Source organism: Pantoea sp. EABMAA-21 (genome assembly GCF_030053335.1).
In the GTDB taxonomy this organism is placed as follows: Bacteria; Pseudomonadota; Gammaproteobacteria; order Enterobacterales; family Enterobacteriaceae; genus Pantoea; species Pantoea communis.
This window is the reverse complement of the sequence record NZ_JASGBX010000005.1, coordinates 101,083-127,417: the sequence shown is the minus strand read 5'-3', so window position 1 is coordinate 127,417 and position 26,335 is coordinate 101,083. Positions and strand designations below refer to the sequence as shown.

The 26,335-nt window shown below is 56.8% G+C and carries 24 protein-coding genes; 12 read left to right on the top strand and 12 right to left on the bottom strand.

Translation table 11 applies throughout. The features are described 5' to 3' along the window. Positions 1-40 precede the first annotated feature (40 nt). The 3 genes from QMZ65_RS09405 (at position 41) to htpG (ending at position 2,949) form a co-directional block, all read left to right on the top strand. A complete protein-coding gene (locus QMZ65_RS09405) occupies positions 41-370 on the top strand; it encodes a YbaB/EbfC family nucleoid-associated protein (protein WP_031377860.1) in 330 nt (109 codons plus the stop codon). After that, a complete protein-coding gene (gene recR / locus QMZ65_RS09400) occupies positions 370-975 on the top strand; it encodes a recombination mediator RecR (RefSeq protein WP_097117474.1) in 606 nt (201 codons plus the stop codon). Before QMZ65_RS09405 ends, recR begins: the two co-directional genes overlap by 1 nt. A gap of 99 nt (positions 976-1,074) precedes the next feature. Then, on the top strand, positions 1,075-2,949 hold the full coding sequence (gene htpG / locus QMZ65_RS09395) for a molecular chaperone HtpG (RefSeq protein ID WP_058962244.1): 1,875 nt from the start codon (positions 1,075-1,077) through the stop codon (positions 2,947-2,949). A 90-nt stretch (positions 2,950-3,039) separates the two neighbouring features. Here htpG and QMZ65_RS09390 read toward each other — a convergent pair whose 3' ends face one another. Beyond that, a complete protein-coding gene (locus QMZ65_RS09390; RefSeq protein ID WP_034828181.1) occupies positions 3,040-3,909 on the bottom strand; it encodes a LysR substrate-binding domain-containing protein in 870 nt (289 codons plus the stop codon). A 191-nt stretch (positions 3,910-4,100) separates the two neighbouring features. Here QMZ65_RS09390 and QMZ65_RS09385 point away from each other — a divergent pair, with 191 nt between their 5' ends. From QMZ65_RS09385 to QMZ65_RS09370, 4 genes are all read left to right on the top strand, one after another. Further along, positions 4,101-4,931, top strand: coding sequence for a DUF6024 family protein (locus tag QMZ65_RS09385; RefSeq protein WP_097117473.1), 831 nt, complete (start codon positions 4,101-4,103; stop codon positions 4,929-4,931). Between the two features lie 151 nt (positions 4,932-5,082). After that, positions 5,083-5,727, top strand: coding sequence for an adenylate kinase (gene adk / locus QMZ65_RS09380; RefSeq protein ID WP_211728052.1), 645 nt, complete (start codon positions 5,083-5,085; stop codon positions 5,725-5,727). Positions 5,728-5,844: 117 nt separating this feature from the next. Continuing rightward, positions 5,845-6,804 carry a ferrochelatase gene (hemH, locus tag QMZ65_RS09375; protein ID WP_097117472.1) on the top strand — a complete coding sequence of 320 codons (960 nt, stop codon included), beginning with the start codon at positions 5,845-5,847 and terminating at the stop codon, positions 6,802-6,804. A 57-nt stretch (positions 6,805-6,861) separates the two neighbouring features. Further along, a complete protein-coding gene (locus QMZ65_RS09370) occupies positions 6,862-8,163 on the top strand; it encodes an inosine/guanosine kinase (RefSeq protein ID WP_283215894.1) in 1,302 nt (433 codons plus the stop codon). A 140-nt stretch (positions 8,164-8,303) separates the two neighbouring features. Here the strand turns inward: QMZ65_RS09370 and ybaL are convergent, their stop codons facing one another. Then, entirely contained in the window at positions 8,304-9,992 is a 1,689-nt protein-coding gene (gene ybaL, locus QMZ65_RS09365) for a YbaL family putative K(+) efflux transporter (RefSeq protein ID WP_034828192.1), read from the bottom strand. A gap of 220 nt (positions 9,993-10,212) precedes the next feature. Beyond that, a complete protein-coding gene (locus QMZ65_RS09360; RefSeq protein ID WP_034828194.1) occupies positions 10,213-11,409 on the bottom strand; it encodes an MFS transporter in 1,197 nt (398 codons plus the stop codon). Between the two features lie 162 nt (positions 11,410-11,571). Here QMZ65_RS09360 and ushA point away from each other — a divergent pair, with 162 nt between their 5' ends. Next, a complete protein-coding gene (gene ushA, locus QMZ65_RS09355; RefSeq protein ID WP_283215893.1) occupies positions 11,572-13,323 on the top strand; it encodes a bifunctional UDP-sugar hydrolase/5'-nucleotidase UshA in 1,752 nt (583 codons plus the stop codon). A 28-nt stretch (positions 13,324-13,351) separates the two neighbouring features. Here ushA and QMZ65_RS09350 read toward each other — a convergent pair whose 3' ends face one another. Continuing rightward, entirely contained in the window at positions 13,352-13,783 is a 432-nt protein-coding gene (locus tag QMZ65_RS09350) for a multidrug/biocide efflux PACE transporter (protein ID WP_160832663.1), read from the bottom strand. Positions 13,784-13,873: 90 nt separating this feature from the next. Between QMZ65_RS09350 and QMZ65_RS09345 the strand changes: the two genes are divergently transcribed. Beyond that, entirely contained in the window at positions 13,874-14,743 is an 870-nt protein-coding gene (locus QMZ65_RS09345) for a LysR family transcriptional regulator (RefSeq protein WP_034828200.1), read from the top strand. On the opposite strand, the gene ybaK is transcribed toward QMZ65_RS09345, so the two are convergent. The 3 genes from ybaK to copA all read right to left on the bottom strand — a co-directional run bounded on the left by ybaK (position 14,740) and on the right by copA (position 18,923). After that, on the bottom strand, positions 14,740-15,219 hold the full coding sequence (gene ybaK / locus QMZ65_RS09340; protein ID WP_045816347.1) for a Cys-tRNA(Pro)/Cys-tRNA(Cys) deacylase YbaK: 480 nt from the start codon (positions 15,217-15,219) through the stop codon (positions 14,740-14,742). The two genes, QMZ65_RS09345 and ybaK, sit on opposite strands and share 4 nt — an antisense overlap. Positions 15,220-15,552: 333 nt before the next feature. Beyond that, a complete protein-coding gene (locus tag QMZ65_RS09335; protein WP_166933757.1) occupies positions 15,553-16,353 on the bottom strand; it encodes a TraB/GumN family protein in 801 nt (266 codons plus the stop codon). Between the two features lie 71 nt (positions 16,354-16,424). Further along, complete coding sequence (gene copA / locus QMZ65_RS09330; RefSeq protein ID WP_283215892.1) at positions 16,425-18,923, bottom strand: copper-exporting P-type ATPase CopA; 2,499 nt, start codon at positions 18,921-18,923, stop codon at positions 16,425-16,427. Positions 18,924-19,033: 110 nt separating this feature from the next. On the opposite strand from copA, the gene cueR reads away from it, so the two are divergent. Beyond that, positions 19,034-19,450, top strand: a complete 417-nt coding sequence (gene cueR, locus QMZ65_RS09325) for a Cu(I)-responsive transcriptional regulator (RefSeq protein WP_283215891.1) — start codon at positions 19,034-19,036, stop codon at positions 19,448-19,450. On the opposite strand, the gene QMZ65_RS09320 is transcribed toward cueR, so the two are convergent. From QMZ65_RS09320 to tesA, 5 genes are all read right to left on the bottom strand, one after another. Beyond that, complete coding sequence (locus QMZ65_RS09320) at positions 19,426-19,884, bottom strand: NfeD family protein (protein WP_283215944.1); 459 nt, start codon at positions 19,882-19,884, stop codon at positions 19,426-19,428. The two genes, cueR and QMZ65_RS09320, sit on opposite strands and share 25 nt — an antisense overlap. Next, positions 19,884-20,798 carry an SPFH domain-containing protein gene (locus QMZ65_RS09315; protein ID WP_034828210.1) on the bottom strand — a complete coding sequence of 305 codons (915 nt, stop codon included), beginning with the start codon at positions 20,796-20,798 and terminating at the stop codon, positions 19,884-19,886. Before QMZ65_RS09315 ends, QMZ65_RS09320 begins: the two co-directional genes overlap by 1 nt. A gap of 63 nt (positions 20,799-20,861) precedes the next feature. Next, the gene (locus QMZ65_RS09310) at positions 20,862-21,716 is read right to left on the bottom strand and encodes a thioredoxin family protein (RefSeq protein ID WP_034828212.1); all 855 of its coding nucleotides are present in this window, start codon (positions 21,714-21,716) and stop codon (positions 20,862-20,864) included. Positions 21,717-21,795: 79 nt separating this feature from the next. After that, positions 21,796-22,569 (bottom strand): SDR family oxidoreductase, encoded by a 774-nt coding sequence (locus QMZ65_RS09305; protein ID WP_283215890.1) that lies wholly within the window; start codon positions 22,567-22,569, stop codon positions 21,796-21,798. Positions 22,570-22,600: 31 nt separating this feature from the next. Then, entirely contained in the window at positions 22,601-23,227 is a 627-nt protein-coding gene (gene tesA, locus QMZ65_RS09300; protein ID WP_224934094.1) for a multifunctional acyl-CoA thioesterase I/protease I/lysophospholipase L1, read from the bottom strand. On the opposite strand from tesA, the gene ybbA reads away from it, so the two are divergent. After that, the gene (gene ybbA, locus QMZ65_RS09295; protein WP_160867904.1) at positions 23,195-23,881 is read left to right on the top strand and encodes a putative ABC transporter ATP-binding protein YbbA; all 687 of its coding nucleotides are present in this window, start codon (positions 23,195-23,197) and stop codon (positions 23,879-23,881) included. The two genes, tesA and ybbA, sit on opposite strands and share 33 nt — an antisense overlap. Beyond that, positions 23,878-26,295, top strand: coding sequence for a putative ABC transporter permease subunit YbbP (ybbP, locus tag QMZ65_RS09290; RefSeq protein WP_211728061.1), 2,418 nt, complete (start codon positions 23,878-23,880; stop codon positions 26,293-26,295). The genes ybbA and ybbP overlap by 4 nt, the downstream gene beginning before the upstream one ends. Positions 26,296-26,335 lie beyond the last annotated feature (40 nt).

Below are 26,335 nucleotides of genomic sequence, written 5' to 3'. Positions count from 1 at the left end.
GCAACGCGTTTGCGTACAGCCCCAGCAGAGAGAGAAGACTATGTTTGGTAAAGGCGGATTGGGCAACCTGATGAAACAGGCCCAGCAGATGCAAGACAAAATGGCCAAAGTTCAGGAAGAGATCGCCGCGCTGGAAGTGACCGGTGAATCAGGCGCTGGCCTGGTCAAAGTCACCATCAACGGTGCACACAACTGCCGTCGTGTTGAAGTTGATCCAAGCTTGCTGGAAGACGACAAAGACATGCTGGAAGATCTGATTGCTGCAGCCTTCAACGATGCAGCACGTCGCATTGATGAAACGCAGAAAGAGAAAATGGCCTCTGTGTCATCTGGTATGCAGCTGCCACCTGGCTTCAAGATGCCGTTCTGATGCAAACCAGTCCACTGCTTGAATCTTTGATGGAGTCGCTGCGTTGCCTGCCGGGCGTGGGCCCGAAATCGGCGCAGCGCATGGCTTTTCAGCTGTTACAGCGCGATCGTAGCGGTGGCATGCGTCTGGCGCAGGCATTGACCCGCGCGATGTCGGAAATCGGCCACTGTGCCGATTGCCGCACTTTCACCGAGCAGGAAATTTGCACCATCTGCGCCAATCCGCGTCGTCAACAAAACGGCCAGATTTGCGTGGTGGAGAGTCCTGCCGATATCCACGCCATTGAGCAAACCGGCCAGTTTGGTGGCCGTTACTTTGTGCTGATGGGCCACTTGTCACCGCTGGATGGTATCGGTCCGCAAGATATCGGTCTGGATCGGTTAGAGCAGCGCCTGGAGCGTGAAACGCTGACCGAAGTGATCCTCGCCACCAACCCAACGGTGGAAGGTGAAGCCACGGCCAATTACATCGCTGAGCTGTGCGGGCAATATGGCGTTGATGCCAGCCGCATTGCACACGGTGTGCCGGTCGGTGGTGAGCTGGAAATGGTCGATGGCACCACGCTGTCGCACTCGCTCGCTGGACGCCACAAGTTTAAATTCTAATCACTTGCCGATGTCTTCACCGACATCGGCTTGAAATTCCCATCATCATCCCCATTTCTCTCTCAACCTATGATCAACCCCGATTTAGTTGAGGTAGCAATGACCATGAAAGGACAAGAGACGCGTGGCTTCCAGTCAGAGGTAAAACAACTTCTGCACCTGATGATACACTCCCTCTATTCAAACAAAGAGATTTTCCTGCGTGAACTGATCTCCAACGCTTCGGATGCCGCCGACAAACTGCGCTTCCGCGCCCTGTCCACGCCGGATCTGTATGAAGGCGATGGCGACCTGCGCGTGCGTATCTCGGTCGATAAGGATAATCGTACGCTGACCTTGAGCGATAACGGTATCGGTATGCGCCGTGATGAGGTGATTGAGAACCTCGGTACCATCGCGAAGTCCGGCACCAAATCCTTCCTTGAATCCATGGGCTCAGACCAGGCGAAAGACAGTCAGCTGATCGGTCAGTTTGGCGTGGGCTTCTACTCGGCGTTTATCGTTGCAGATAAAGTCACCGTGCGTACTCGTGCTGCGGGCGCGAAAGCCGATGAAGCCGTGTTCTGGGAATCGGCGGGCGAGGGTGAGTACACTCTGGCAGAAATTGAGAAAGCCGATCGCGGTACCGAAATCACGCTGCACTTCCGCGAAGGCGAGGATGATTTCCTCGATGCGTGGCGCGTACGCAACGTGATCAGCAAATACTCCGATCACATTGCGCTGCCGGTTGAGATTGAGACCAAAGACGAAGAGAACGACACCACCACCTGGGAGAAGATCAACAAAGCCCAAGCGCTGTGGACGCGCAACAAGTCTGAAATCAGCGATGAAGAGTACAACGAGTTCTATAAACACATCGCCCATGATTACAGCGATCCGGCGATCTGGAGCCACAACCGTGTGGAAGGCAAGCAGGAGTACACCAGCCTGCTGTACATCCCGCAGCGTGCGCCATTCGACATGTTTAACCGCGACAGCAAACACGGCCTGAAGCTGTATGTGCAGCGCGTGTTCATCATGGACGATGCCGAGCAGTTCATGCCGAACTACCTGCGCTTTGTGCGTGGCCTGATCGATTCCAACGATCTGCCGCTGAACGTTTCGCGTGAAATCCTGCAGGACAGCCGTGTCACCCAGAGCCTGCGTGCCGCGCTGACCAAGCGTAGCCTGCAGATGCTGGAAAAACTGGCTAAAGACGACGCCGAAAAATACCAGCAGTTCTGGAAAGAGTTTGGTCTGGTCCTGAAAGAAGGCCCCGCCGAAGACAACACCAATCAGCAGGCGATTGCTAAACTGCTGCGCTTTGCCACCACGCAGAGTGAAGGCGCTGAGCAGACCATTTCGCTGGACGATTACCTGAGCCGCATGGTGGAAGGGCAGGATAAGATTTACTACATCACTGCTGACAGCTATGCCGCCGCGAAGAGCAGCCCGCATCTGGAACTGTTCCGAAAAAAAGGTATCGAGGTGCTGCTGCTGTCCGATCGTATCGACGAGTGGATGATGAGCTACCTGACCGAGTTCGACGGTAAAACCTTCCAGTCAGTGAGCAAAGCGGATGAGTCGCTGAGCAAACTGGCCGATGAAGAGACCGAAGAGCAGAAGGAAGCGGAAAAAGCGCTGGAGCCGTTTGTTGAGCGCGTGAAAACGCTGCTGGGCGAGCGTGTGAAAGAGGTGCGTCTGACCCATCGTCTGACCGACACCCCGGCGATTGTCACCACCGACGCCAACGAAATGACCACCCAGATGGCGAAGCTGTTTGCTGCTGCCGGTCAGGAAGTGCCGGATGTGAAGTATATCTTCGAAATCAACCCGGAGCATACGCTGGTGAAACGCGTGGCGGATACCCATGACGAAGCGCATTTTGCTGAATGGGTTGAGCTGCTGCTGGATCAGGCGCTGCTGGCTGAGCGCGGCACGCTGGACGATCCTAACCAGTTTATCCGTCGTATGAACCAACTGCTGACGGCGTAAGCCATTCAGCGCCCGCGCCGGTTGGCATCAATACCGGCGGCAGGGTTGGCAAGAGACAAAAAAGGTCGGCATTGAATGCCGACCTTTCTTTTAATGCAGCGCCTGATCGCGCAGCCAATCCCGGAACAACGTTATCTCCGCATCATGCTGACGTGACATTTTCGTCATCATCCAGGTGGCGCGGTCCACACGCACAAATCCCAATGGGGCGATAAGCGTACCGTCGCTCAACTCCTGCCTGACCAGTAAGCGCGGGGCCATGATCACCCCTAAGCCATTTCTCGCCGCCTGAATGCCCAGAGTGAGATTATCGAAATGCTTACCGACCCAATAATTGCCACGCGCACCGCTGGTTTTCGCCCACTCGGCCCAGGCGTGCAGCCGTGTATCGGCATGCAGCAGCGGCAGTGTGGCTAAATCCTGCTCATTGTGAAAACGTGCCGCGTATTGAGGCGCGCACAGCGGGCCGATGTAGTCATCGCTGATCAGCGTAGCATCAATATCCTCATCCGGTGACTGCTCATAGCTAAGGATCAGCACATCGGTGTGTTCACTGCGCAGCTGATCGATCTCCACCAGCGGCTGAAACTGCACTTCAATATCGGGATAGCGTTGATAAAAACTGCTAATACGTGGAATCAGCCATTGCGAGAGAAAACTGGGCGCGCAAGAGACGCTGAGGTGATGACGCATGCCGGTGCGAATGCTTTCGCAGGTGGTGGAGAGTTCGCTAAACGCCTTCTGACAACTCACCAGCAAGCGCTCGCCGTGTGAGGTTAATTTGACGCGCCCATTGGTACGGACGAATAAGGGCTTTCCCATCCAGCTTTCCAGCTGTCGAATCTGATGGCTAATGGCGCTGTGTGTCACATGAAGACGCTCGGCCGCCACGCTAAAACTGCTGTGCAGTGCTGCCTGATGAAAATAGTGCAGTGCACGTAACGACGGAAGCGCGGTCATACTCATCCCCTGTGTAAAAACCTAACAGGGATTGTCAGTTTATATCATTTTAATGTCCAGCCGCATTGGCCTAACCTTTCCCCCAGATTATGGCGGGTTGACGGATGGCGTTGTCTGTGTTTAACGCGGCTAATGTTCCCCCTCAATCTGCGACACACACAGCATCTTTATAATTAGAGAAATCTCACGCGATGGATCACCAATATGCTTCTGCCAGGGCGGCGGCAGCGCGCGATCGACTTCGCGGCTTGCTTTCACGTCACTATCGGCTGGAAAATTACGACCTCTTCTTTGCACCTTCTTTGCATATTTCGCGGGTGCTGCTCTCACAACTGTTTTTACGTCAGGAACAGGCGCGCAATCAAACGCGTTACGCTTCGCAATATCCGGTCAGTGAACTGAGTGTGTTACCCGCAGTGCCGATGATGGCTGGTAACATTGCGCTGGTGGAGCATGTCGACATGCTGCAGGGTCGGGTGCGTCCGCTGGCGGAGTGTCAAAGTCAGGGCGTGACCGACGCCTCGGAATCCTTTGCCACCTTGTTGCATAAACGATTAATCAGCGATGCGCGATTGTTTGTGGCGCGGCTCGATCGTCATGCGGCGTTAAGCAGTGACCTGGTGTTAATTGCATTGAAAACCTGCGATTTCAGCACGCTGGTGCGCAGCGAATTGCGGTTATTTGAGCAGGGACTGGCCTTTGGCTCGTCACTGGATCAAACCCTTGAAATGATGGAAAAGAGCGACTGGCGGCCGTTTAATATCGCTAGCGTGGATAATATTACGCTTGAGGCCCCGGTTCAGCTGCAATCGATTCAGCAGCACGGCTTACCGTTCGCCCTGTTCCCCATGCCGGTCAGTCTTACCTTGCCCGACTTACCGCAGGATATGCATCTGCTTCCCGCTCCTCACCGATTGCGCCTGCATGCCAACGTGCGCGGCGGTGTGAACAAAAATCAAAACGTCACGCCGATCCTGAAGAGACGTCTGAAAGACGTGTTAAGCGTTAGCCTTGATTCTTAAAAACGGGCACTCTGCTGGTGTTTTGCGCTAAAGCAAGTCAAAGTAAAGCTTTCACCGGAAGCGCGCCCGTTTCCTTGTGGTGCGCGGGTCATAATGGTATGTTCTTGGCCTTCTCAGATTGATCAATGCGATTCGCAAGGGGAATTACGCAATGCGTATTATTCTGCTCGGGGCACCGGGCGCAGGTAAAGGCACTCAGGCTCAATTCATCATGGAGAAATACGGTATTCCGCAAATCTCCACCGGTGACATGTTGCGTGCGGCAGTTAAAGCAGGCACCGAACTGGGCCAACAGGCGAAAGCCATCATGGATGCCGGTAAACTGGTGACAGACGAGCTGGTGATTGCGCTGGTTAAAGAGCGTATCGCGCAGGAAGACTGCAAAAACGGTTTCCTGCTCGATGGCTTCCCACGCACTATCCCACAAGCTGATGCCATGAAAGACGCGGGCATCAATGTGGACTTCGTGCTGGAGTTTGCCGTACCGGACGAACTGATTGTGGATCGTATTGTTGGTCGTCGCGTGCATGCGCCGTCTGGCCGCGTGTATCACGTCACCTATAATCCTCCAAAAGTGGAAGGCAAAGATGACGTGACCGGCGAAGAGCTGACCACGCGTAAAGACGACCAGGAAGAAACCGTGCGTAAGCGTCTGGTGGAATACCATCAGCTGACTGCACCGCTGATTGCTTACTACAGCAAAGAAGCGGAAACCGGCAACACTCAGTATCACAAGATCGACGGCACCCGTAAGGTGGCTGAAGTGAGCACGCAGCTGGCCGGTATTCTCGGTTAATGCGGATCAGGGGCCGGTTGTCCGGCCCTTTTGCAGCAATTGCTTTCCCCTCCCACGATTTCCGCTACAATTTCCCCCTGATTTTGATCCATTCGTTTTGACATCAAGGAAATACCAATGAGGCAAGAAAAGCCTGGGGTTTTGCTGGTCAATTTAGGCACACCTGATGCGCCTACAACACCTGCCGTTAAGCGCTATCTGAAACAGTTCCTTGGCGATCCGCGCGTGGTGGATACACCGCGTTGGTTATGGTGGCCGATTCTCAATTTCGCCATTTTGCCGTTCCGTTCGCCGCGCGTGTCGAAACTGTACGCCTCGGTGTGGATGAAAGAAGGCTCTCCGCTGATGGTGTTCAGCAAGCAGCAGCGCGATGCGCTGGCGCAGCGCGTGGATATGCCGGTTGAGCTGGGCATGAGCTACGGCCAGCCAAGCCTCGACGGGGCGGTACAGCGTTTGCTGGACCAGGGTGTCACCAAACTGATTGTGTTGCCGCTCTATCCGCAATTCTCGTGCTCGACGGTGGCTGCCGTTTGGGACGGATTATCCGCCAGCTTTAAACCGCTGCGCTCCCTGCCTGAAGTGGCTTTCATTCGCGATTATGCCGAGCATCCTGCCTATATCGCAGCACTGAAGGCTTCGGTTGAGCGTTCGTTTGCGCAGCATGGCGAACCGGACCTGCTGGTGCTGTCGTATCACGGCATCCCACAGCGCTTTGCCGACGAAGGTGATGATTATCCGCAGCGCTGCAAAGACACTACCGAGGGGCTGGCTGCCGCGTTGGGCATCGCGCCGCACAAAATCATGATGACCTTCCAGTCACGCTTTGGTCGCGAGCCATGGTTGACACCGTACACCGACGAAACCATGCAAGGTTTACCGGCCAAGGGCATCAAACATGTGCAGGTGATGAGTCCCGGCTTCTCCGCAGACTGCCTGGAAACCCTGGAAGAGATCAGCGAGCAGAACTGTGAGTTCTTCCTGCACGCCGGTGGCGAGAAGTTCGAATACATTCCCGCGCTCAACGCCGATGACGAGCACATCGAGATGATGGTTCAGCTGGTCAACGCACGCCGATAAAGTGCTGGCAGAGAGTGTGATATCATTCTCTGTCAGATTTCCCTTACGGCAGCCACGATGAAATTTCCCGGCAAACGCAAATCCAAACACTATTTCCCCGTTAACGCGCGCGATCCGCTGCTGCAAGCCACACCTCAAGAGCAGGAAGAGGGCAGTTGGGTGGTGGGTATCGACCAGACGCTGGTGGATATTGAAGCCAAAGTTGATGATGACTTTCTGCAACGCTACGGGCTGAGCGCCGGCCACTCGCTGGTGATCGAAGATGCTACCGCAGAAGCTTTGTATGACGAGCTAATGCGCGATGCGCTGATCAGCCATCAATTTGCCGGCGGCACCATCGGTAATACGCTGCACAACTATTCCGTGCTGGCCGATGACCGTTCCGTATTGCTCGGCGTGATGTGCAACAACATCCAGATTGGCGGCTACGCTTATCGCTATCTGTGCAACACCTCCAGCCGTATGGATCTCAACTTCCTGCAGGGCGTGGATGGCGCGATTGGCCGCTGCTTCATTCTGATTGGTGAGCAGGGCGAACGCACCTTTGCCATCAGCCCGGGTTTAATGAACCAACTGCAGGCGGACAGCATTCCGGAAGAGGTGATTGCCGGGGCGTCGGCGCTGGTGCTGACTTCCTATCTGGTGCGCTGCCAGCCGGGTGAACCGATGCCAGCGGCCACGCTGCGTGCCATCGACTACGCGAAAAAACATAACGTGCCGGTGGTGCTGACGCTGGGAACCAAATACGTGATTCAGGACGATCCGCAGTTCTGGCGCGATTTCCTGCGCGATAATGTGTCGATCGTGGCGATGAACGAAGAAGAGGCGCTGGCGCTGACGGGTGAGCAGGATCCGCTGCTGGCGTCGAATATTGCGCTGGACTGGGTGGATCTGGTGCTGTGCACTGCTGGCCCTACCGGTTTGTATATGGCTGGCTTCACCGAAGATGAATTCAAGCGCAAAACCAATCATCCGCTGCTGCCGGGCTCAATTGCCGAGTTCAACCAATATGAGTTCAGCCGCGCTATGCGTCATCAGGATTGCCAGCAGCCGCTGCGCATCTTCTCGCACATCGCGCCTTATATGGGCGGCCCTGAGAAGATCATGAACACCAACGGCGCGGGCGATGGTGCTCTGGCCGCGCTGCTGCACGACATCACTGCCAATAATTTCCACCGCCAGAAAGTGCCGAACTCCAGTAAACACGCACGCGGTTATCTCACCTATTCGTCGCTGGCGCAGGTGTGTAAGTATGCCAACCGGGTGAGTTATCAGGTGCTGAATCAGCATTCACCGCGTCTGATGCGCGGGCTGCCTGAGCGGGAAGACAGTTTAGAAGAGTCGTACTGGGACAGGTAACAGTGAACCCGTAACGGCGCGATTTATCGCGCGTTTGTTGGCAGCGGTGCTGCTTGAATTGCGCGATTAATCCCGCCGCTACGGTGTCTGTTGAATAGCGGCGCTACGGTATCAGTTGAATTATGGCGCTACGGTGTCTGTTATATCGGGCACTCCCGCACAATCGGGTTCTGCGCAATCTCTTCCTGCAGCACGTTCAACATGCTGTTGGCGATCTCACGCTCGCCCATCACCACGCGATTGGCACCGCGTTCCATGATGTAATTCACTTCATCGTCGTAATGCGCGCGGGCAATAATTTCGATATCCGGACGCTTCTCACGCGCGGCGGTGACAATTTCCCCGGCTTCGTAACCGTTTGGAATGGTCAGCAGCAGCCAGCGTGCACAGTCGAGTCGGGCTAACTCCATGGTATCGACGCGAGCCGCATTGCCCAGCACCGCCTTGATCCCTTGCTCACGCAGCGCTTCAACGCGCGGACGGGAATTTTCCACCACTACCAGCGGCACATCGGCTTCCATCAGCTGCTGGCCCAGCAAGCTGCCAACGCGGCCATAACCCACAATGACCGCGTGATTACAGATATCCAGCGGAATCTGCTTCTCTTCTTCAATCGCCTCTTCCAGCGTCTGCTCTTCGATGGTTTCAGTCTTATCGAGGTAGCGCTCCAGAAGGGTAAACAGAATCGGGTTGAGCATAATCGAGAGGATCGCAGCCGCCAGCACCAGATTGCGTCCTTCATCACTCAACATGCCGAGTGAAATACCTAATCCGGCAAGGATAAAAGCAAATTCCCCAATCTGCGCCAGACTCACTGAAATGGTCATGGCGGTGCGGCGCGAGTGGCCGAGCAGCGTCACCAGCAGCCAGGCGGCGATGGATTTCCCGAGCACGATGATCGCCAGCGCGCCCAGCACCGCCAGCGGCTGCTCGATCAAAATCATCGGGTCAAACAACATACCGACCGAGACAAAGAACAGCACCGCAAACGCATCGCGCAGTGGCAGGGTATCGTGCGCGGCACGGTGGCTGAGTTCGGATTCGTTAAGCACCATACCGGCAAAGAAGGCGCCGAGGGCGAAGGAGACATCGAAGAATTCAACCGCACCGAAAGCGATACCCAGCGCCAGGGCCAGTACGGATAAGGTAAAGAGTTCACGCGATCCGGTGGCGGCACTTTTTGCCAGAATCCACGGCACCACGCGACGGCCGACTACCATCATCAGCACCATAAAGGCGACGACTTTGCCGATGGTCAGCATCAGGTCCCAGAACAGCAGAGAGGGGCTGGCGTTGCCTTCTTCCAGCATCCCGGCAATGGCGGGCAGCAGCACCAGCGTCAGGACCATCACCAAATCTTCAACAATCAGCCAGCCAATGGCGATCTGCCCCCGCTGGCTATCAATCAGTTGACGCTCTTCCAGCGCACGCAGTAACACCACGGTACTGGCGGTGGAGAGACAGAGGCCAAACACCAGACCGGTCATCCACGACCAGCCCATCGCCCACGACAGCCCCATTCCCAGCAGCGTGGCCACCGCGATTTGCGCGATGGCGCCGGGAATGGCGATCGACTTTACCGACATCAAATCCTTCAGCGAGAAGTGCAAACCCACGCCAAACATCAGCAGGATAACGCCGAGTTCGGCGAGCTCAGGCGCGAGGTTAGTATCGGCGACGAAGCCCGGGGTAAAGGGACCGGCGAGCACGCCAGCCAGCAGATAACCGACCAGCGGGGAGATTCGCAGACGGTTGGCAATCATTCCAAGGATAAAGGCGAGGACCAGGCCCCCGACAATGGTGGTGATCAACGGTGTGGTGTGATGCATGCCTGTCTCCTTGTGTGCAAATGTATCCGCTTGTAACAACCTAGTGTAATGCACAATCGCTAATCACGTTTAAACATTTGAGCGGTGAAAAGCGATTAAATTGAAAAATTAAGAAGAAAACGCAGCTTAAGCAGCATTTTCCTCAGTTATCTCATACTATCGGCAGGTTTTACGCAGAATGGAGGGGGGCGAGGAAAAAGCGTTGCCCCCCAAAAGTGGCTTACGCGTGGCGGTTATCAGGTAAGAAAGCGGTTAAAAGGCCGATTAAAGGCAGCCAGGCACAGATTTGATATACCCATTCGATGCTGGTGTGGTCTGCCACTACGCCCAACACGGCGGCACCGAGCCCACCCATACCAAAGGCAAAACCGAAAAACAGCCCGGAAACCATACCAATACGCCCTGGCATCAGCTCCTGCGCATACACCAAAATGGCAGAAAACGCCGAGGCGAGAATCAACCCGATGATCACGCTCAACACGCTGGTCCACATTAAGTTGGCGTGGGGCAACAGCAAGGTGAAGGGCGCAACGCCAAGAATCGATACCCAAATCACGTATTTACGGCCGATTTTATCGCCAATCGGCCCGCCAATAATGGTGCCCGCAGCCACCGCGCCGAGGAAGGCAAACAGATGGAATTGCGAGGCCTGAACAGAAAGTCCGAACTTCTGGATTAAATAGAAGGTGTAGTAGCTGCTCAGGCTGGTGAGATAGAAGTATTTAGAGAAGATCAGCAGCAGCAAAATGCTGATCGCCAACGCCACTTTCTTACGCGGCAGCGGGTTAACCGGCGCAACCGTTGCCTTTGCCTTACTGGCGCGCTGCTGGTGGCTATACCAGCGGCTGACCTGCAGCAGCACGATAATGCCGAGCAGTGCCGCCAGCACGAACCAGGCAAGATGCCCTTTGCCGTAAGGGGCAACGATCATCGCTGCTAACAGTGGGCCTAACGCGCTACCAAAGTTGCCGCCCACCTGGAACAGGGATTGAGCCAGGCCATGACGTCCACCGGAGGCCATACGCGCCACGCGCGAAGATTCCGGATGAAACACCGAGGAACCACTGCCCACCAGCGCGGCAGCGAGCAGCACCTGCGGATAGGTGCTGGAGAACGTCAGCAGCACCAGACCACACAGCGTAAAGCCCATCCCCACCGGCAAAGACCAGGGTTTTGGGTATTTGTCGGTGTAATGACCGATGATCGGCTGTAGCAGCGAAGCGGTGACCTGAAAGGTTAGCGTTATCAGACCTATCTGGACGAAGTTAAGGCTAAAATCTTTTTGCAGCATCGGGTAGATCGCCAGCAGCAGCGATTGCAGCATATCGTTGAGCAGATGCGCGAGGCTGATGGCACCTAAAATGCCAAAAGCGGTCCGTCCCGGTGCGCGTGCCGGGGTTGCGATGTCACTTGCCATAAAAATCCTGAAGAGTGCGGTTATCGTTATCAGTTTGTTACTACCGCATGACTCTATAAGCCTTTAGTCTTGAGTTAAAGTGCCATCTGTGCGACACAGAAGGGTGATAAAGCACATTAAGTCCACGGCAAAGTGGAAAGACGCAGAATAAGGAGATCGGCTTTGTTGTTATTCCCGCGGAGAGGGCGCTGTCTGGCGCTGATCATGCTGTTGCTGCCGATGCTGGCGCAGGCATGGCAGACGGATCGCAGTTATCGATTCAGTATTCTGCACACCAATGATCATCACGGTCGCTATTGGACCAATGCGCAGGGCGAATACGGTCTGGCGGCGCAGAAAACGCTGATGGATAAACAGCGTTATGATGTGCAGGCCAAAGGCGGTGGTGCCTTGATCCTTTCCGCCGGAGACGTGAATACAGGCGTGCCGGAATCGGATCTGCTCAATGCCGAACCCGATATTCGTGGCATGAACCTCATCGGCTACGATGCCATGGCGCTCGGCAATCACGAATTTGATAAGCCGCTCAGCGTGCTACAACAGCAACAGAAGTGGGCCAAATTTCCCTTCCTCTCTGCCAATATCTATCAAAAGGGCAGCGACCAGCGTCTGTTCAAGCCGTGGGCGATCTTTAATCGCATGGGGCTGAAGATCGCGGTGATTGGCCTGACCACCACCGATACGCTGAAAATTTCCAATCCGGAAAATATTGCCAATATCGACATCCGCGATCCGGTGAAAGAGACGGAAAAAGCGGTGGCGGAACTGCGTGCCAGTGAAAAACCCGATGTGATTGTGGCGCTGACGCACATGGGCCATTACGACGATGGACAGCACGGTAGCAACGCGCCGGGTGATGTGGAACTGGCGCGCAGCCTGCCGCCGGGCACTATCAATGTGATCATCGGCGGCCACTCGCAGGATGCGGTGTGCATGGAAAAAGATAACGTCAGCGTGAAAGATTATCAGCCCGGCCAGCCTTGTCAGCCCGATCGCCAAAATGGCGTGTGGATCATGCAGGCAAAAGAGTGGGGCAAATACGTCGGGCGCGGCGATTTCACCTTCCGCAACGGCGAATTGACGCTGGACAGCTATCAGCTGATCCCGGTGAACCTCAAGCACGAAGTGAAGAATCTGGATGGCAGTGTTTCCTGGCTTACCTGGCAGGAAGAGATCCCACCCAACAGCGCAATGATGAAATTGTTGACGCCGTATCAACTGCGCGCGGCAAAGAAACTCGACGTCACGGTTGGCAGCAGTGATGGCGTGTTCGTGGGCGAACGCGACAAAGTGCGCTTTGAACAAACCAACCTTGGGCAGCTGATTCTGCGCGCGCAGATGGCAGCGACCCAAGCGGATTTCGCGGTGATCAGTGGCGGTGGCATTCGCACTTCACTGGCCGCAGGCAAACTGAGCTGGCGCGATCTGTTGCAGGTGCAGCCGTTTGGTAATCAGGTGGTGTCAGTCACGCTGACCGGAGACGAATTACTGAAGTATCTTGCCACGGTTGCCAATATCAAGACCAACTCCGGTGGTTTCGCGCAATTCAGCAATATCAGTCTGGTGGCGGATGGCAAAGCGGTTAGTGAGGTGAAGATCAATGGCGAGCCGCTGCAAAAAGACAAAACCTATCGCATGGCCACCAACAGCTTTAATGCCAGCGGCGGTGATGGTTATCCCAACATCGAGGCGCATGCGGGCTTCAGCAATACCGGACTGCGCGATGCAGATGTGCTGCGCGATTTTGTCACGGCGCACTCACCGCTGAAAATCGCCGACTATGCGCCAACCGGCATCGTGCATTTGACGGAGCAGCAGGTACAGGAGCGCGACAAAGCGCAGGAAAAACCCAGGAAGCGCAGCTACCCGCAAGCCATTTTGGCGTGGATCTGGCCGCGTGCGCTGCACAATTAAAAACGGCGCCCGATTGGGCGCCGTTGTTTTATGCCCGACAGGATTTCTGCGTCAGCCAGCGCTGGCGCAATTTATCCCACATCCAGTTATAAGCCATGGTATAGGGCAGGAAGAACAGGAAGAACGCCACTTCCAGCATGAAGGCTTCCAGCAGCGTGATCTTCAGCATCCAGGCGGCAATCGGCAAACCGATAACGATAAAGCCCCCTTCAAAGCCCAGCGCGTGGATGGCGCGCAGACCGAGGCCGCGTTTTCTCTGCGGCGGCCAGATGCGATCAAAACCGGTGTTATAGATCATGTTCCACAGCATGGCGACCGTTGACAACATAATCGCCAGCGCGCCCATCTGAAACAGCGGCTTTTCCATAATCCAGGCGGCCAGCGGAGCCACAGTGAGAATCGCCAGCACTTCAAATCCTGCAGCATGATAAAAACGTTCTTTCAGCGAACGGGTACGCATATAAACCTCCTTTTGGGTAACGCGACACATTTTCTCACCGCAAAATGCTAAGATAAAATGATTACCTATCGATAAAAGCGATGATTCACCATGAAATACTCCCCGGAATCCCTTGAGGCCTTTGTCCAGACTGTCGCCAGCGGCTCGTTTTCTGCGGCGGCGCGTGCGCTGGCCAAAAGCCAGTCCACCATCAGCAGCGCCGTGGCGAATCTGGAAGACGATCTCGGTTTCACTCTGTTCGATCGCAGCGGTCGCCAGCCGGTACTAACCGAGCAAGGACAGCGCGCACTGGCGCAGGTGCAGCAGATTCTGGCGGCCAGCCAGCGGTTGGATGAGCTGGCGGTGCGGCTGTCACAGGGCGTGGAACCGCGACTCAGTCTGGCGATTTCTGATTTCTGGCAGGCCGATCATCATGAAAATCTGCTCAACCGCTTTGAAGCGCGTTATCCGGATATTGAATTTGAATGCATGATTGCTGAGGACGCGGACGCGCTGGACCTGCTGCAGGCCGGTCGCGTGCATCTCGGCGTGGTGCGTGCGCAGCCGCAGCTGCCGCCTGATTTAGCGGTGGCACGTTTACAGGTGGGGGCGGAAATGGCGATCTATCTGCATCAGGAGCATGTGCTGGCGCAGTCAAAACAGGTGAGTGAAGCTCAACTCGGTGAATTACGTCATTTACGGCTTAATACCTGGGTGCAAAACCGTGAACCCTTGCCTGCTGGCCGAGTGTGGTCGGCGCCTTCTTATTTATTGCTACTGGAAATGGCGGAGCAGGGCTTTGGCTGGAGCGTATTACCGCGCTGGCTGGTGGAGCAGTTTGGTCATCAGGTGCTGAAAGAGTTGCCGGTGCCGGGCTGGCCACAGCGCATCGCGGTGGATGTGATCTGGTCGCGCCGCAATCCGCCGGGACCCGCCGGACGCTGGATGATCGATCAACTCTGCGCCCAGCAACCGGATTAATCGCGGCGCGCCACGTCGGCCAGTGTGGCATCCAGCAGTCGTGCCAGGTCCTGCGCCGCCAGTTCTATATCCAGCCCGCGCTTACCGCCGGAGACAAAGATGGTGGCAAATTCTGCAGCCTGCTGATCAATCACCGTTGGCAGACGTTTTTTCTGCCCCAGCGGGCTGATGCCACCCACCAGATAGCCGGTGACGCGCTGTGCCAGTTGCGGGTCGGCCATATCCGCTTTTTTGGCGCCCAGCGCCTTTGCCACTTTTTTCAAATCGAGCTGCGAGGAAACTGGCGTCACGGCTACCGCCAGCGCTTTGGCATCGCCGTTGAGCGCCACGAGCAGGGTTTTGAACACCTGGCGTGCATCGAGATTGAGCTTACGCACCGCCTCATCACCAAAATTTGTTTCGTGGCTGTCATGCTCATAAGGATGAAGGGTAAAGGCGACCTTTTGTTTTTCCAGCAGTTTTACGGCGGGTGTCATGTTCTGTCCTTGCTACGAAAATTCTTATTTCAGTTTTGGTGAATAATACTGGCGAAATTCTGAACTTTGCGCGAAAATTGGCCCGCGCCAGCAATGCTGGTGATAACCAAAATCATAAACAAATTCCTCTTTGACGGGCCGATAGCGATATTGGCCTTCTTTTTTGCCTGCAATTCACTGCTTACTGCTTACTGCTTACTGCTCATCCGCTGTGCCAACCCTCCGCCGCGCATCCGGCAAAGCACATTTCCGCACAATCAGAGAGACGCACGTCATCGATCTGATAACTTTCAGGACATGAGGATGCATAAGGTCTTGCGGTGACGGCATTTGTTACGATTTCAACAATCCTGGCAGGTTATCCTCGCCATACAGATGCAGTGCACCAACAGCCACCACATAGCGGCCTTTCGGCAGCGCCTGCAATAACTCGCGCCAGTGCTGATTACGATTGCGCATCAGCGTGTCATTGAGATCGCTGCTAAAGGTGGTCGGCAGGGCCACCGGTTGCTGCGTGGGCGGTGCATCCAGCCACCAGCTGATCATGGTTTGCAGCAGGCGGGCGTTGGTGTGCCAATGCTCCAGCGTGTCCAGTAACAGCGATAAACCCTCCTGCGGTAGCGACTTCAGCAGTGCGATCTGGGTCTCCGGGCCTTCCAGTTCAATAATGCGCTTATTAGCCGATTTCGCCGCCATCAGCAGTTGGTAATCAATGCCATATTGCGGCCGTAACCCCAGACGCTGCGCCTGTTGTGCCTGCAGCATCAAGGCGATTTGCCAGAACGGCAGCGTGTCGAACACTGCCATGGAAAGCGAAAGCTCATCGCACAGCACATCCAGTCGCTGCAACACCTCGGCATCCAGACGCATTGCCAGCGGTGCACAGGCATCATCATTGCTGAAGGGCGATGCACCCTGGGTAATATCCGCTTCGACAATCAGTGCGTCGGCCTTGCTCAGCTGACGCAACAGACCGGCGGGCAAAGGCTGCATATCGCGCGTGCCCATATGAATACTGCCCGCCAGATGCAGGCGTCGATCGCCCAATTTGATATCCATTGCCGGCCAGGTATAGCGTGCCGGGAAGAGGCTGGCGGCCATCTGCTGGAAGCTGTGCCACAGACTGCGTCTCATGCCCTGTCCTTTTGAAGTCAAAAATCCATGCTAGCGATTTCAGTCACTGAAAAACAGGGCAGAGAGGGCGATTAGCGTTTTGCTGGCTTAAAGCGCAACAAACGATTCGCGTTACTCACCACGGTAATCGAAGACAGCGCCATCGCCGCGCCCGCCACGATTGGGCTAAGCAGCAAACCCGTGAACGGGTAGAGCACGCCCGCCGCAATTGGAATCCCCAGGCTGTTATAGACAAAAGCCCCGAGCAAGTTCTGGCGCATATTACGCAGTGTCGCGCCTGCCATCGCCAGCGCATCGGCAACACAGTGCAAATCGTTGCGCATCAACGTCATGGCAGCGGTTTCGACGGCTACATCGCTGCCGCCACCCATGGCAATCCCCACATCGGCCTGCGCCAGCGCGGGCGCATCGTTGATGCCATCGCCGACCATCACCACTTTGCGCCCCTGCTGCTGCAACTGCGCAATCGCCTGCGCTTTGCCTTCGGGCAGCACGCCCGCGATCACTTCATCAATACCCGCTTCGGCAGCAATCACCTGCGCGGTTTTTTGGTGATCGCCGGTCAGCATGATTAACCGATAGCCCAACTGGTGCAGGCGCTGTAACGCCTCCGTGCTTTCCGGACGCAGGCTGTCACGCAGAGCGATCAGGCCGAGCAACTGACGGTGATCGGCCAGCAACACTGGCGTGGTGCCTTGCGCGGCGAAACGCTCGATATCTTGTTGTGCAGCGCGGTAATCAATCTGCTGCTCATCCAGCAGCGCCTGATTGCCGAGCAACAGCGTTCTGCCCGCCACTTTAGCGCTCACGCCTTTGCCGCGTATTGTACGAAATTGCTTAGTCGGCTCATCGCTGAGATCGGGTGCTGCCGCCAGAATCGCTTTCGCCAGCGGATGGTTCGAACTTTGTTCCAGTTGCGCCGCAGCGCTCAGCACCTGCTGACGATTCCAGTCGCCATACACCAGCACATCGCTCACCTGCGGGGTGCCACGTGTCAGCGTGCCGGTTTTATCAAACACGATGGTATCGACTTCGCTGGCACGCTGCAGCGCATCAGCATCGCGCACCAGCACGCCCAGTTCTGCCGCGCGACCGACGCCGGCAATCACCGACATTGGCGTCGCCAGCCCCAGCGCGCAAGGGCAGGCGATAATCAGCACCGTGGTGACAATAACCAGCGTGTAGGCCAACTGCGGCTGCGGGCCGACCAGATACCACACCAGACCCGCCAGCAGGGCAATCGCCACCACCACTGGCACAAACACCGCTGAGATGCGATCGGCCAGGCGGCCAATGTCCGGTTTACTGCTCTGCGCCTGGCGCACCAGGTTGATGATGCGAGCCAGCGTGGTGTGGCTGCCGGTGGCGCGTGCCACGAAGCGCAGCGTGCCATCCTGCACCAGTGTCCCGGCATAGACTTTATCGCCGGGCTGTTTCGCCTGTGGCACCGCTTCACCGGTCAGCATTGCTTCATCAAACCAGGCTTCGCCGCTGTCGACTTCGCCATCCACCGGCACGCGATCGCCGGTGACCAGCTTCAGCAGCATGCCGGGCTGGACCTCGCTCAACGGCATCAGCGTTTCGCCCTGTTCACCGATCACACGCGCCTGAGCAGGGGTGAGATCCAACAGGCGTTCGAGGGCTTTGGATGCCCGCTGGCGTGCTCGTTGTTCCAGCGCATGGCCGAGGTTAATCAAACCGACGATCATCACGCTGGCTTCAAAATAGAGATGTCGCGCCTGCATCGGGAAAAATTCTGGCCACAGCGCCACGCTCATCGAATAGAGCCAGGCGGCGCCAGTGCCTAAGGCCACCAGCGTATCCATGGTGGCGGTGCCGTGCTGTAGGCTGCGCCACGCACTGCGATAGAAATGGCCGCCGGCGATCACCATTACCAGCAAAGTGATCACGCCGAGCGAGCGCCATAACGTTTGGTTGGCGTCACTCAACATCATGTTGTCGCCGAGCATGCCCCAGATCATCATGGGCACGCCGAGCAGCAGCGCCAATGCCGCCTGCCAGCTAAAGCGGCGCATCGCCTGCTGTGCGCTGACCTGCTGGCGTTCACGGCGCGTCTGTTCATCGTCGATCACTTCAGCGGAATAGCCCGCCTGATCCACTGCGCCAATCAGCGCCTCGGCTTGCGCATCGCCTAACACCAGCGCGCTGCGCTCCCCGAGGTTGACGCGGGCCTGACTGACACCTGGCACTTTCTGCAACGCCTGTTCCACCCGGCTCACACAGCTGGCGCAGCTCATGCCGCCGATCAGCAAATGGTGAACAGGAAGGTTTTCTGCTGCCGGTTGCGACACCGTTGTCAGCGCCTCCGGCGGCGGCTCTGTTGCTGTCAACGGCTCAGGCTTTGGGCTGTCTTTCACCGCCGCGTGATAGCCGGCCTGTTCAACGGTCGCAATCAGATCGCTGGCGCTGGCGGCACCGGTAACGCGCGCTTCCTGCTGCGTGACATCCGCCTGTTCCACATCGTCGCGCTGCTCCAGCGCTTCTTTCACCCGTTTGACGCAGTGGCCACAGGATAAACCGTCCAGCGCCAGTAATTGTGTGTGTGACATCTTAAACTCCTTAAACGAGAGGTTTGACTGTCTGCAAACTTTGCATTAGTTATAGAGCCTAAACCTTCCATTCAGGGGAAGGTCAAGCGGTCATGAGGTGAAGACAAAAGATGAACATCAGCGATGTGGCAAAAAAAACCGGGCTAACCAGCAAGGCGATCCGTTTTTATGAAGAGAAGGGCGTGGTGACGCCGCCGTTACGTAGTGACAATGGCTATCGCAGTTATGCCGCGCACCATATCGATGAGCTGAATCTGCTGCGTCAGGCGCGTCAGGTCGGCTTTACGCTGGACGAGTGCCGCGAGCTGGTGAACCTGTTCAACGATCCCGCTCGCCACAGCGCGGATGTCAAAGCGCGCACCTTGCAGAAAGCAGATGAAATCGCTGCGCACATCGAAGAATTACATGCGATGCGCGCGCGACTGCTGGAACTTGCTGAAGCCTGCCCCGGCGATGACAGTGCCGAGTGCCCGATCATCAATCATCTGGCGGGCTGCTGCCATCAGGGCGAAGGGAAACGCGGTTGAATCTGCAGCGTGATACCGATCACACCGGTGACGATCACGGACGTTCCGGCGGGCAAATCTTCTGTCGCCTGCACTCGCCAACTGCTGTCGCCTATGCGCACATGGCCTAACCCATCTTTAAGGGTGTTATCAAGGGTCAGGTGCATCCCGATCAGCTGCGATCCTCGTTGATTCAAGGTGTTAGGCTGCTGAGCAACCTCGCGGTAGCGCATCCAGCGATACCAGAAGTAGACACACAGCAACGTCAGCACCGCGAACAAAATGCCCTGATGCGTCCACGAGAACGGGAAAAGCCATTCAATTAGACCGACCAGCACCGCCGCTAATCCACTCCACAGCAGATAACCGCTGGTGCCGAGCATTTCAGCCGCTAGCAGCAGGCCGCCCAGCGTCAGCCAGAACCAGTGCGGATGGGCAATCAGCTCAATCAGGATCACGGTTTACGCTCCTGACGGCTCTCCTTCAACAATTCGCCGATCCCGGCAATCGAACCCAGCAAACTACTGGCATCCAGCGGCATCATCACGACTTTGCTGTTATGAGATTCACCGATCTTCTGCAACGCATCGGTATATTTCTGCGCCACAAAGTAGTTCACCGCCTGAATATCGCCTGCGGCAATCGCTTCCGATACCGCGCGCGTGGCGTTGGCTTCCGCCTGCGCCTGACGTTCACGCGCTTCGGCCTGCAGGAAGGCGGAGGTACGTTCACCTTCGGCTTTCAGAATCTGCGACTGCTTGTCACCTTCAGCACGCAGTATCGCCGCCTGGCGCACGCCTTCTGCGGTAAGGATGTCAGCACGCTTGGTACGTTCGGCTTTCATCTGCGCATTCATTGCCGCGATTAATTCCTGCGGTGGACGCACGTCACGAATTTCGATACGGGTGATCTTCACGCCCCACGGATTGGTGGCTTCATCGACGATGTGCAGTAAGCGGGTGTTGATGTTATCGCGCTGCGACAGCATCTCATCCAATTCCATGCTACCCAGTACCGTACGGATGTTGGTCATGGTCAGATTGAGGATCGACAGCTCAAGATTGCTGACTTCATAGGCCGCGCGCGCAGGATCAACCACCTGAATAAAGCACACAGCATCAATGGTGACGTTGGCGTTATCTTTGGAGATGATTTCTTGCGAGGGGATATCGAGGACTTGTTCCATCATATTGATCTTGCGACCAATACGATCCATGAACGGCACGATCAAACTCAGGCCGGGGGGCAGGGTTTTGGTGTAACGGCCAAAACGTTCCACCGTCCACTGATAGCCTTGTGGCACAATTTTTACACCGGCCCATACCGTAACGAGTGCGAGCACGATAATGACGGGAATCACAGTCAACATATAACCTCCTGGTTGTCAGATTATCGGGCCGAGTCGTTCGGCCCGTTGCACGCGCGGTACCGATCAGTACAGCAGCGAGTACAGCTGGCGGCGATAGCGTGTGGCGAGAGCATCGCCCGTGCCGAGCGCGGCCAAAATCTCCTGGAACATCTTACGTACCTGACCTTCTCCGGCACTGAGATCGCTCTTCAGGAAGCTGAACAGCAGATCCAGCGCTTCTTCGTTACGGCCCACCTGGTGCAACTGTAATGCAAGTTTAGCAGCCAGTTCCGCATTCGCGGGCTCGGCTGCCAGTTGTTCCTGCAGTTGCTGAATTTCAGGGGTATCCGCAGCTTGTTTCAGCAGATCGATTTGCGATACCAGGCTTTGATAACGGGTGTCCTGATCCTGCAATGGCACCACCGCCAGCACCGCTTCTGCTTCTTCGCTGCGGCTCAGGGTGATCAGCACTTCTGCCAAGAGGAAACCAATTTCACTGTTCTGGTTGCTCAGCGCCCAGGCGTCTTTCAGCAACGGCAGCGCATCCAGCGGTTTGCCTTCTTCCATCAGCTGCATCGCCTGATGGGTTTTGATCTCTTCTTCACGCGGCAGCACTTTTTGCAGCAGCGCGCGGATCGCCTCTTCCGGCTGCGGGCCCTGGAAGCCATCCACCGGCTGCCCGTTCTGGAACAGGTACACGGTTGGAATCGAGCGCAGACCAAACTGCGATGCCACCATCTGCTCTTTATCACAATCCAGTTTGGCCAAAATGAACTGACCCGCATACTCCTGTGCCAGACGTTCCAGCACCGGCGTCAGCTCCTGACAGTGTTGGCTGCGATCGGACCAGAAATAGAACAGCACCGGCATCTGCGTGGATTGTTCCAGCGTCTGGTGCAGGTTGGATTCGTTGATGTCGATAATCAAAGCGTGTGACATGAATACGTCTCTTTGCAGAAAGTGTGTTGAGAATATGGGGGCAAGCTGCCCCGCTTCAAGTTCAAATCTAGCTTGTCGATCAGTTGCTGCGCAAGATGCGATCCAGCATCCAGCCCGGTAACAGGCGTTTCAGCAGGCTCATTACCCATGCGACCAGCGTCACCGGATAGCGCAGCCGCGGATGTTTGCTTTCCAGCGCGTGGCGCAGCTTGGGTAAAATGGCTTCCGGCGGCAGCGTAAAGCGTGCGGCAATGCCCGGATTACGCACCGGTTTATCCTGCTCGCCCTGATGCACATTATCGGTGAAGCGCGTGGCAATCGGGCCGGGCTCGATCAAACTCACACGCACGCCAGAAGCGCGGACTTCCATACGCAGCGCATCGCTCCAGGCTTCCAGCGCCCATTTGCTGGCGGCATAGGCACCGCGTCCGGGTGTGGAGATCAACCCCAGCACCGAGCTGGTATTGATAATACGCCCATTGCCGCTGGCTTGCAGGGCAGGCAGCAGGCGCATCGTCAGTTGATGGGTGCCAAACAGGTTGGTGGAGAATTGTTTTTCCAGCTGCGCGCGTGACACGCTACTCAACGGACCATACTGACCAAAGCCGCCGTTGTTGAACAGGCCATGCAGGCGATGCTCGCACAATTCCAGAATATGGTCGGCTGCGGCATCCACGCTGGCTTCATCATCAAGATCGAGCAGCACGCCAATAAAGCCCAGCGCCTCCATGCGCGCCACATCATCTGCGCGACGGCAGGCCGCAATCACGCGATAACCGCGAGACTGCAAATCGCAGGCGGCCGCTAAGCCGATGCCGCTGGAGCAGCCAGTGATTACAATTGTTTTTTGCATTTCTTTACCTGTTAAAAATCACACGCCTGCTTTAATTCTGCTTTACTAGCGGAGCCAGTTCGTTGGCCATCAGATTGGCGATAAATGGCTGCGCATCCGGATTGGGGTGAATACCGTCCTGCTGCATCCATTCCGGCTTCAGATAGACCTGCTCCATAAAGAAGGGCACCAGAGGAATGTTGTACTGCTGTGCCAGCTGCGGATAAATCGCGCTAAACGCTTCGGTATAACGACGTCCATAATTAGCGGGTAAACGAATTTGCATCAGCAGCGGCTGCGCTTTAGCCGCTTTGACTTCGTCGATCACTTTACTCAGATCCTGCGCGATATTGGCAGGCGGGAAGCCGCGCAGGCCATCGTTACCGCCCAATTCGATTAACACCCAACGGGGTTGATGCTGTTTTAATAGGCCAGGCAAACGCGCCAGCCCTTGTCCGGCGGTATCTCCGCTGATGCTGGCGTTAATAATCTGGGGCTGCTGTTGCCAGGTTTTATTGAGCAGGCTGGGCCATGCCGCAGTGGCGGACATGCGATACCCGGCGCTCAGGCTGTCGCCCAGTACCAGCAAGGTATCGGCGGCGGCGATGCGGGACACCAGCAGAAGCAATAACAACAGGAAGGGATAATGCCAGCGGAAAACATTGTTGCAGTTCATCATCTTACTAAGTCCGTCGGTCAGGGAGAGCATCAGCTGACCATCCTTACCGGAGTTGAGCTGGTTGTCAAACCAGCTGAGACCATTGCGCTGATTGGCGAATCGGGTTCCGGCAAATCCACATTACTGGGCATTCTGGCCGGGCTGGACGATGGCAGCAGCGGCGAGGTCAATCTGCTCGGCCAGCCGCTGCATCATATGAACGAAGAGCAACGTGCCGCGTTGCGCGCGCGGGAAGTCGGCTTTGTGTTCCAGTCCTTTATGCTGGTGCCAACACTCAATGCGCTGGAGAACGTGCAGCTGCCTGCCTTGCTGCGCGGTGACAGCGATCGCGATAGCCGCGCCCAGGCGGTGGATCTCTTAACGCAACTTGGCCTGAAAGATCGTCTGCATCACCTGCCCGCGCAGCTTTCGGGCGGGGAACAACAGCGTGTGGCGCTGGCACGCGCGTTTAGCGGCCGTCCCGGTTTGCTGTTCGCCGATGAACCGACCGGCAACCTGGACCGCAAAACCGGCGATCGCATCGCCGACTTACTTTTCTCTCTCAACCGCGATTTCGCCACCACGCTGATTCTGGTGACGCATGATGAGCAACTGGCGGCGCGCTGCGATCGTCGGCTGCGCCTGCGCGACGGCAAGCTGTGGGAGGAGACATGATTTGGCGCTGGTTCTGGCGTGAATGGCGCTCGCCGTCACTGCTGATTGTCTGGCTGGCTTTGACGCTGGCGGTGGCGTGCGTGCTGGCGCTGGGCTCGATCAGCGATCGCATGGAGAAAGGGCTGAGCCAGCAGAGCCGTGATTTTATGGCGGGCGATCGTACCCTGCGCAGCAGCGCGCCCGCGCCGGAAGCCTGGCTGAACAAAGCGCGCGATGAAGGGCTCTCTGTCAGTCGTCAGCTCAGCTTTATGACCATGACCTTCGCCGATCAGACGCCGCAGCTGGCGGACGTGAAAGCGGTGGATGATGCCTATCCGATGTTCGGCACCTTGCAGACCGATCCGCCGGGATTAAAACCGCAGGCGGGCACGGTGCTGGCCGCGCCACGCTTGCTTGCGCTGCTGAATCTGAAAGTTGGCGACAATGTTGATGTCGGTGACACCACGCTGCGCATTGCCGGTGAAGTGATTCAGGAGCCGGATGGCGGCTTTAATCCGTTCCAGACGGCGCCGCGCCTGCTGATGAACCTCGCGGATGTCGATAAAACCGGTGCCATCCAACCCGGCAGTCGACTCAGCTGGCGCTACAAGTTCTCCGGCGATCCGGCTCCGCTGGCGCGTTATGACAGCTGGATCCAGCCGCAGTTAAAAGCCGGTGAGCGCTGGATCAGCGTCGAGAACTCCGAAGATGCGCTGGGTCGCTCGATGCAACGCGCCCAGCAATTTCTCCTGTTATCGGCACTGCTGACGCTGATGCTGGCGATTGCCGCCGTGGCGGTGGCGATGAGCCATTACTGCCGCAGCCGCTACGATCTGGTGGCAGTGCTGAAAACGCTGGGCGCGACGCGCAAAGCCTTGCAACGGTTGATCATCGGCCAGTGGCTGGCGGTGTTGCTGCTGGCGGCGATAGCGGGCAGCGTGCTGGGGCAGGGGATTGAGGTCATCCTGCTGGCGATGCTCAAACCAGTGCTGCCTGCCGCCTTGCCTGCCGCCAGCTTCTGGCCGTGGCTGTGGGCGATTGGCGCGATGTTTGTGATTTCGCTGCTGGTGGGATTGCGCCCCTATCGGCTGCTGATGGCGACGCAGCCGCTGCGTGTGCTCCGGCGTGATGCGGTGGCGAACGTCTGGCCGCTGCGGTTTTATCTGCCTGCGATGGCGCTGGTGGTGGTTGGCCTGCTGGCTTTATTGATGGGCGGCAGCAAAATGCTGTGGGCGCTGTTGGCGGGCGTGGTGATGCTGGCGCTGCTGCTGTCACTGCTCGGCTGGGGCACGCTGTTGCTGCTGCGTAAGCTGGTGGTGCGCAATCTGGCGATGCGTCTGGCAATCAACCGTCTGCTGCGACAGCCGGTGATGACGCTGAGTCAGCTGGCGGCATTTTCGCTCTCCTTTATGCTGCTGGCGTTACTGTTGGTGATGCGCGGCGATCTGCTGGATCGCTGGCAGCAGCAGTTACCGCCGGATGCGCCGAACTACTTCCTGCTTAACATGACGCAGGAACAGGTGCCGCAGGTGCGCGACTTCCTCAATCAGCATCATGTTAAACCTGAATCCTACTATCCGATTGTGCGTGCGCGTCTGACGGAGCTGAACGGCAAAGAAGCCGATCCGAAGATGGATAACGCGCTGAACCGCGAGCTGAATCTGACGTGGCAAGCAGAGCGTCCGGATCACAATCCGCTGTTGGCCGGAAGCTGGCCACCGAAAGCGGGTGAAGTGTCGATGGAAGTGGAGCTGGCGGATCGCCTTGGGCTGAAGCTTGGCGATACGCTGACCTTCAGCGGTGATACCCAACAGTTCAGCGCCAAAGTCACCAGCCTGCGCAAAGTGGATTGGGAAAGCCTGCGGCCGAACTTCTTCTTTATCTTCCCGCCGGGTGCACTGGACCAACAGCCGCAAACCTGGCTCACCAGCTTCCGCATGGACAGCAATCCGGCGCTGCTGGCGCAGCTCAATCGCGCCTTCCCGACGCTGAGCTTGCTGGACGTCGGCAGCATGCTGAAGCAGATCGGTCTGGTGCTGGCGCAGGTCAGTCAGGCGCTGGAGATCATGGTGGTATTGGTGACGGTGTGCGGTGTGCTGCTGCTGCTGGCGCAGATTCAGGTCGGTATGCGACAGCGCAGGCAAGAGCTGGTGGTGTATCGCACGCTGGGCGCGAGTAAACGCCTGTTGCGCGGCACGCTGTGGTGCGAGTTTGCCTTGCTCGGCGTGGTGTCGGGTATTGCAGCGGCACTGGGTGCAGAAGCGGCGCTGTGGGGATTACAGCGCAAGATCTTCGATTTCCCCTGGGAGCCGGACTGGACGCTGTGGATGGCATTACCGATTAGTGGCGCGCTGCTGTTGTCAGTGTGCGGTGGCTGGCTGGGCGTGCGACTGCTGAAAGGGAAGGCGCTGTTCAGGCGGTTTGAAGCGGCTTAATCTAGTGCACAAAAATCAAAGGCCGCTTGCGCGGCCTTTT

Bases quoted from the DNA above. Each gene is read 5' to 3' on its own strand.
- QMZ65_RS09405 (WP_031377860.1), top strand. From the start codon at position 41: ATGTTTGGTAAAGGCGGATTGGGCAACCTGATGAAACAGGCCCAGCAG.
- recR (WP_097117474.1), top strand. From the start codon at position 370: ATGCAAACCAGTCCACTGCTTGAATCTTTGATGGAGTCGCTGCGTTGC.
- htpG (WP_058962244.1), top strand. From the start codon at position 1,075: ATGACCATGAAAGGACAAGAGACGCGTGGCTTCCAGTCAGAGGTAAAA.
- QMZ65_RS09390 (WP_034828181.1), bottom strand. From the start codon at position 3,909: ATGACCGCGCTTCCGTCGTTACGTGCACTGCACTATTTTCATCAGGCA.
- QMZ65_RS09385 (WP_097117473.1), top strand. From the start codon at position 4,101: ATGGATCACCAATATGCTTCTGCCAGGGCGGCGGCAGCGCGCGATCGA.
- adk (WP_211728052.1), top strand. From the start codon at position 5,083: ATGCGTATTATTCTGCTCGGGGCACCGGGCGCAGGTAAAGGCACTCAG.
- hemH (WP_097117472.1), top strand. From the start codon at position 5,845: ATGAGGCAAGAAAAGCCTGGGGTTTTGCTGGTCAATTTAGGCACACCT.
- QMZ65_RS09370 (WP_283215894.1), top strand. From the start codon at position 6,862: ATGAAATTTCCCGGCAAACGCAAATCCAAACACTATTTCCCCGTTAAC.
- ybaL (WP_034828192.1), bottom strand. From the start codon at position 9,992: ATGCATCACACCACACCGTTGATCACCACCATTGTCGGGGGCCTGGTC.
- QMZ65_RS09360 (WP_034828194.1), bottom strand. From the start codon at position 11,409: ATGGCAAGTGACATCGCAACCCCGGCACGCGCACCGGGACGGACCGCT.
- QMZ65_RS09350 (WP_160832663.1), bottom strand. From the start codon at position 13,783: ATGCGTACCCGTTCGCTGAAAGAACGTTTTTATCATGCTGCAGGATTT.
- QMZ65_RS09345 (WP_034828200.1), top strand. From the start codon at position 13,874: ATGAAATACTCCCCGGAATCCCTTGAGGCCTTTGTCCAGACTGTCGCC.
- ybaK (WP_045816347.1), bottom strand. From the start codon at position 15,219: ATGACACCCGCCGTAAAACTGCTGGAAAAACAAAAGGTCGCCTTTACC.
- QMZ65_RS09335 (WP_166933757.1), bottom strand. From the start codon at position 16,353: ATGAGACGCAGTCTGTGGCACAGCTTCCAGCAGATGGCCGCCAGCCTC.
- copA (WP_283215892.1), bottom strand. From the start codon at position 18,923: ATGTCACACACACAATTACTGGCGCTGGACGGTTTATCCTGTGGCCAC.
- cueR (WP_283215891.1), top strand. From the start codon at position 19,034: ATGAACATCAGCGATGTGGCAAAAAAAACCGGGCTAACCAGCAAGGCG.
- QMZ65_RS09315 (WP_034828210.1), bottom strand. From the start codon at position 20,798: ATGTTGACTGTGATTCCCGTCATTATCGTGCTCGCACTCGTTACGGTA.
- QMZ65_RS09310 (WP_034828212.1), bottom strand. From the start codon at position 21,716: ATGTCACACGCTTTGATTATCGACATCAACGAATCCAACCTGCACCAG.
- QMZ65_RS09305 (WP_283215890.1), bottom strand. From the start codon at position 22,569: ATGCAAAAAACAATTGTAATCACTGGCTGCTCCAGCGGCATCGGCTTA.
- ybbA (WP_160867904.1), top strand. From the start codon at position 23,195: ATGCCAGCGGAAAACATTGTTGCAGTTCATCATCTTACTAAGTCCGTC.
- tesA (WP_224934094.1), bottom strand. From the start codon at position 23,227: ATGATGAACTGCAACAATGTTTTCCGCTGGCATTATCCCTTCCTGTTG.
- ybbP (WP_211728061.1), top strand. From the start codon at position 23,878: ATGATTTGGCGCTGGTTCTGGCGTGAATGGCGCTCGCCGTCACTGCTG.